At 37.5% G+C, this 6,696-nt stretch carries 3 protein-coding genes; all 3 read right to left on the bottom strand.

Going from position 1 to position 6,696, the window contains the following annotated elements; genetic code table 11:
• Positions 1-4,408 (bottom strand): chromosome partition protein MukB (gene mukB, locus A9G30_RS08905; RefSeq protein WP_065588710.1); only part of this gene is annotated, 4,408 nt, incomplete at its 3' end.
• A gap of 2 nt (positions 4,409-4,410) precedes the next feature.
• A complete protein-coding gene (gene mukE, locus A9G30_RS08900; RefSeq protein WP_065582551.1) occupies positions 4,411-5,097 on the bottom strand; it encodes a chromosome partition protein MukE in 687 nt (228 codons plus the stop codon).
• 88 nt (positions 5,098-5,185) lie between these two features.
• Positions 5,186-6,508 carry a chromosome partition protein MukF gene (mukF, locus tag A9G30_RS08895; RefSeq protein WP_065588709.1) on the bottom strand — a complete coding sequence of 441 codons (1,323 nt, stop codon included), beginning with the start codon at positions 6,506-6,508 and terminating at the stop codon, positions 5,186-5,188.
• Between the last annotated feature and the right edge of the window lie 188 nt (positions 6,509-6,696).

The following is a 6,696-nucleotide window of genomic DNA, read 5'->3' as shown; positions in this document are numbered from 1 at the left end:
CTTTCAAACCAACCACATGGACATGTTCTTGGTTATTGATAACTTTACGCACAAGTTTATACGTTGTACCTTTTTCAGGACTGATATTTTCTGGGGCAGCTATAATTAATTGCATCTCCAAACGTTCACATAACTCAAATAATGTTGCAATGGATTTCGCATCTAATCGAGCCGCTTCATCTAAGAATAACAAACGACATGGTAAGATATCTTTATTACGTAGCCGCTTGGATTCTTCTTCCCAACTTTGAATCACCATGAGTAAAATTGACATACCAGTACCGATGGCCTCGCCCGTTGATAATGCGCCACTTTCAGCACGTAACCAACCATCAGCTCCCCGATTGACTTCAACATCCATTTCAAGATAATTTCGATAATCAAGTAGCTCTTCACCAATATTTTGAGCGGTTCGTTGTCCCATATCAATATGTGGATTTAAGCGCTGATAAAGTTTAGCTAAAGCCTCTGAGAAAGTAATACGATTGTTACTAAACAGATCTTGATGTTCATTTTTTTCATCAGCAAGTGCGGCTAAAAGTGAGGAATGCGCCTCTCGAACATTAACATTTAAGCGTACCCCATTAACTTGACCAAATGCCACTGCTTGTAATCCTTGGTTAAGTAGTCGGATACGGTTTTGCTCACGTTGAATAGTTTTACGGATAATATTTGACACACTTTTGGAACTTATCGCTAACTGCTGTTCTCGAGATGTTAATTCTTCGGTCAAACGCGATAACTCAATTTCCATTTGTTCAATAGCTTCAATTGGATCATCAGTTTTTACAATATCTTGGCGAATTCGTTCGCGTAAATGCGCATAAACTGCAATATAAAATTGAATTTTACGTTCTGGACGTTTTGGATCTTCAGATAATCTTAAGACATCCCGTAGATGTTCATTATCGTTAACCGCTAAACGTAATGATCCTAATGCTTTATCTGACATTGAACGCAGCTCATCGGCACTTAAATAAGCAAGCTCGCGACGATGTAAACGGCGTTCAACGCTATTGTCTTTAACTAGTCTTAGTACTAAACACCAACCCACTTTCGCTTGCACTACTTGTTCTCGAAGCTGTTTATAATCACGCAACGTTTGAGTTAAGCGTTTTTGCATTTGCGTCATTTCGCTTTCACACATAATCAGTTGTTTTTCAAGCGATGTACAATGCTGGCGATTACTATTTAATTTGTGATGGATTTCATCACGGCGAGCTCGTGCCCGCTCTTCAGTAATCGCATCGGCTTTTACACCGATTTGCTCAATTTCTTTATGTAGTTCATTTAGCATATCGCGCTTAGTTTCAAAAGCACTTTTTAGCGATGCAAGCGTTTGATTATATTGATTGTATTTATCTTGATACTGTTGCATTTGGCTGCGTGCTGCAACTTTTTGAGCTTCAACGATTTCTAAGCGAGAACGTAATTGTTCATTTAAATCGCTATTTTCATTTAACATGCCCGCTGAATCTTCATAACTAAAATGAGCACGGCGTTGTATCACTTCAGTTAATGCAAAGACTTGTTGCCGAATGGTTTGTTGCTGTGCTTTGACTATATTGTAATGTTCTCGCAATGCTTCATTTTGCTCTGGATCGCTTTGTAATACCGTCACAATCGGTTCAAGTTCAGAAACTGTGTTACGATTACGGCTAACATATTGCACTGACTCTTGCGCTTCGGCTAATTGTTCACGCAATTCATCAACACGATCAGCTAAATCATCATCAGCAAGTAGATGCATCTGGGCAACAAGTTTATTAATAGTTGCTAATTGCTCTTTATAATTAGCAACTTGTTGTTGGTTTTGTTGATCGATACTTTCTTGAGATGCGAGTTGGCGTTCAATTTCACTACGTCTCATTGTTAATTTTTGAACTTCAGCTTCTGGATCAATATCAAAAGCTACGGCAAGATATTGACCGATAAATTGTCCAACATTTTGCTCAATGCGTTGTAACTTTTGTAAATCAAATGAAATAGTTGCATAACGTTCATGCAATTCATCTCGTTCAGCAGATAATTTTTCGAGATGAATTTCACGTGCTGCACGACCAAATAATGGTACATTAGGAAAACTTGAGAATCGCCATTGGCGCTCACCGGTTTTAACTAACACCGCTTTATTCATCTCTTCACAATCAAAAACACTATCATCAAATGATGATGGATCTCCTTCGATAAAATAAATATCTTCTGGATAATCCTCATCACTTGCGGTCAGGCTTTCTAACTGCTGTTTAACTAGCGATAAATCTGGTACAACAATCGCTTGCCTTGCTGGGCCGTAAAGCGCTGAAAAGTAAGGGGCATCATCGATGGTTACATCTTCATAAATTTCAGAGAGTAAGACACCATTAAATCGCTCTGAAAGCACAGATAGTCGACCATCATCAACGCCACTAGGTTGATTCAGTTGTTCAATTTGAACATCTAATTGATTACGTCTAAAACTAATTTGATCTCGTTCAGCAACAAGCACACGCTCTTTCTCAAGTAACTTTTGCATATGTTGTGTAACATCTTGGCTGTTACTAAAAGTTTCGCCTGTTTGTTCTTGCAAAGCAATTAGGGAATCTTGAGCTTTTAACCATAATGGTGCTTTTTGGCGATAATCAGCAATTTTCGATTGAATCTGTTCAAACTCTTGTCTAGATTCAATTCTTTTTTCACTCGATTTGTTAGCAAGCTCTGCGACTTCGTCTAATTGCATTTCAAGCTCTTGCTTTAAATCATCAAGCTCATCGTAATTAACTTGACGATTAACGCGTTTACAAAATTGTGTTAATAATGATTCCGCCTCTTTCTGCTCAAAAAAACGTTGTTCAAGCTCATCTAATTGTAACTGTAAATGTTCGGCTTGTTCGGCTTGGTAACATTGTGATGGCCATTTTCTTAACGATTCTTTTGCTGCAACAAACGCGTCACTACGAGTCACATCACCAACTAATTTAACCACCAATTGATAAGCACGATCAAACTGATTAATTGCCGCATCAGATACACTTAATTTTTGTTCTAGCTCAAGCACTTGTTCGGTAATTTCTTTTTGCTTTTCATCAAATACAGCAAAATGATCTTCAATATTACTAATGCTTAGTTTTGGTAGTTGGCATAATGATTGCGCATTTTTTAGTGCTTGCAAGGCTTGTTGATATTGAATTGCACGTGTTTGTTGAACATCAAGTGCTTGCTGATAATCTGCTAGCTGGGTTTTGATTTCATCAACTTCTTGTTCAGTTTGTTGAACTTGATCACGATAAGTTTGATATTGTTCATTTGCTTCAAGCACCACTTCGTTTTGCTCTTCAAGCTTTAAATTTAAATCATCTAAATCAGCTTGATAACGATCGATCTTCTCTTGTTGACGCAATGCGGCTTGCGCTAAATTCAGGTGATCATTAGCAGCTTGTAAATCCGTTTCTAAATCGCTTTGCGCTGCTTGATGTTCTTTAAGCTCTTTCGCCATTTCAACTTGACGATATTGATTGCTAATAAGCAAATCTTGTGTTTTAAACATATCACGGCGCAAACCAAGTACTGATTCAATATGCACTCGGCGTTCGTTAGAATGGCGCATATAATCAGCGGCGACATAATTAGTCGATTCACTAATAAGATGTTTAAATAAATCACGATCCGATTGCGTAACTCGAATAGCCTCTAAAGTCATTCGGTTTTCACGTAATGCCGCTTCCATATCTTGAAAGGCTTTACGTACACCGCTATTTTCAGGTAATAAATAGTCACGCAGTGAGCGGGTAATAGCACTTGAGATACCGCCATAAAGTGAGGCTTCGATCAATCGGTAATATTTACTTCTATCTGATGGTGAACGTAATCGTTTTGGTAAAATACCAAAATCAAACATGACCGAATGATAATCAGTAATAGAGTTAAATTGTTTAAAGATAATGCCTTCCATCAATTCAACTTTTTCTTTTAACTCTGGCAACGACAAAATACGTGCCTGTTTGTCATTTAATCTTTCTGTTACTAGTTCAGTTGGGCTTATATTTACCGATAAGCCTTGCAATAAAAATGGTTTGATATCAACTTTTTTGTCACGCCCCGCTACTTGCTGTAATCGTACACCACAAATAATTCGTTGGTTACGAGAGTTAATTACATCAAGCATTGAATAGCAAACGCCTGGTTTTAATTTACCATGCAAACCTTTATCTCGAGATCCTGATGTTGCCCCTGCTTCGGTTGTGTTTCTAAAATGTAATAAGGTTAAGTCGGGAATTAATGCTGTAACAAATGCTGCCATCGTGGTGGATTTACCCGCGCCATTACCACCCGATAGCGTTGTGACTAATTGATCAAGCTCAAAAGTTCGCGCAAAAAAACCATTCCAGTTAATTAGCGTTAATGAGTGAAATTTACCGTGGCCAATCATGTTTATTCTGTCTCCTCATTAACGTCTTCATATTGCTCTTCATTATTATCATTATCTAAGGTAAGTGATGATTCAATTTTAATTGCTTCTCCATCCCTAATTAAGCGTAATTGGGCTTCTTGTACATCATCACCACTACGTACATCTGCCCCAAAGCGGAAAATAGCTTCGTTGATACGAAAACGATTACTATCGTTACCAACAATAAAAAAGATCATACCCAGCCGGCGTAAACGATTTAACGCTGTTTTCACTTTATCAAAGAGTTTTTGGCGGTCCAAATCAGATCCTGTTGAACGTTGGTTCACTAATTTAAGTAATTTACTTTCATCAGCTAACGAAACTAACTCATCAAACAATTCTTGTAGGGTAAAAATGCCTTCATGAGCCAATCGTTCTGGGCTTAAGTATAAATAGCAAAGTACCTTGCCAACAAGCATATCAAGTTCAGAAAGAACTGAGCGAGGAATTAATGTTGTAGAACGAGGGCGTAGGTAAAAAAAACCTTCTGGCGCTCGAATTAATTCTACATTATAACGTTGATAAAATTGTTCAAGCTCAAGTTGGAAATCCATTAGGAATGCATGATGATCAAGTTCATCAATACCAATATGGCGCCCAGATCGCAGTAAACTATCAAGCTCAGGAAAGATAGGATTAGCAATTGCTTGCGCCAATTTAACTGACATATATTTATCAATAGATGCTTGAGAACTTGTGGCTATACGCTCCTTAACTTCATCAAGATGATGTGCGGTTCGTTGTGTTTCAAAATCGTTAATATCTGTTGATGACATGTGCTTGCACCTTAGCTCCATAATCGTTAATAGGCTTCCACTCAGCAGGAATTCCAAGCAAATCATCTTCGGCAATACCTAGACGAATAGCTTGTTCAATAAATAATCTTGCAATATCAAAGTGTTGTTCGCGTGGGAACTGTTCCAAATAGCTATAAATGGCAAGACCTATATCAAGTGGTTTATGTTCTTGCTTAAAGACCAATAAATTTTGCTCAATATGAGCAATTATATGTTCTTGAATCTCTTCAATCATTTCAAATTCAAGTTCTGACGGTAATTCTCCTGTTACTTCTGCTTCATGTAAAGCTAGTTCTTCATCACGCATATCAAGTAAGCGATCAGCATTAGCAAAAGTCAGCGGCCAAGGCAACTCAAAATATCCTTGTATCGATTTACGTAAACGCTGTGAAAACACACGATTTTTATCTAAGTCAATAGCAGTACGAATAAATTTATGGACATGGCGATCATAACCGATCCAAAGGTCTATCGCTTTTTGCCCCCAACCAATAATTCGATCTAGTTTACCTTGTAAATCCATAACAACATTGTTAATTTTATCAAGATCAGGATTATCAAGCGTCGCATCTTGTATTAAAAGCAAACTGGCTTGCAATTTATCCCCAGCCGCTGCTAAAGTGTCTTGTAATTCGCGCAATGTTTGCGATGTTTCGGTAAGTAAACCTTCACAACTACTAATTGCAGCTTGCCAATCTTGGCTTAATAAGGCTGAAATGTTTTGCTTCACATCTGCCTGCTGCTCATCCATAACACGTTGCGTGATATCAATACTGTCAAAAATCTCAGCAACGGAATATTTTAACGGCGCAAAAACATTGCGATGCCAATGCAGATCATCACCGCCTTCAAGCGCAGCATCGGCAGCACGTTTTAACTCTTGTGCAACAATAGAAAGTTGGAGAGATAAACGTAAGGTGGAAAACTCTCGCTGACGAATATAATAATCAGTAATACCTATTCCCAATGGCGTCAAACGATAGATAGAAAACCCATCAGTCATTTCACTGGTAAATCGAGTAATAAACCGCTGTCGGACTAAATCATTAATTGCATTATTGGCACGCACAGTAATGGTATCTTCACTTTGCTCAAAAATTTGTGAAACATGCCTAAAAGCGTCAATTAATTCCGATTCTGTCATCTCTCCATCAAAACGCTCTCTGTTTAATACAGCAATAGCTAATAAAAAAGCTAACCTTTCAACAGGCAAGACGATCGAAAAATCATTCTTTTTTGCCCAAGAGACCAGTTCTGGCACTGATTGGGAAAAATCAATCATAAAAAAATCCTTAATTTAAGGAGAATAAAATCAAAAACACCACATAGTTTTTATCTTGCGGTATAAACGAAAATATTGCCGATTATATAACAATATAGAGTAAATTTGTAATGATATTCAATGAAAGCGTCAAAACCATACCATTAAAATTATAGCTATTTAGTAATGACTTCATAATAATATTAATT

This window comes from Gilliamella sp. Fer4-1, from assembly GCF_001690515.1.
Taxonomy (GTDB): Bacteria; Pseudomonadota; Gammaproteobacteria; order Enterobacterales; family Orbaceae; genus Gilliamella; species Gilliamella apicola_C.
This window is presented reverse-complemented; position numbering and strand designations above follow the sequence as displayed.

What these genes read in the sequence shown, in the direction of transcription:
- mukE (WP_065582551.1), bottom strand. Translation starts at nt 5,097, where the DNA reads ATGTCAGTTAAATTGGCGCAAGCAATTGCTAATCCTATCTTTCCTGAG.
- mukF (WP_065588709.1), bottom strand. Translation starts at nt 6,508, where the DNA reads ATGATTGATTTTTCCCAATCAGTGCCAGAACTGGTCTCTTGGGCAAAA.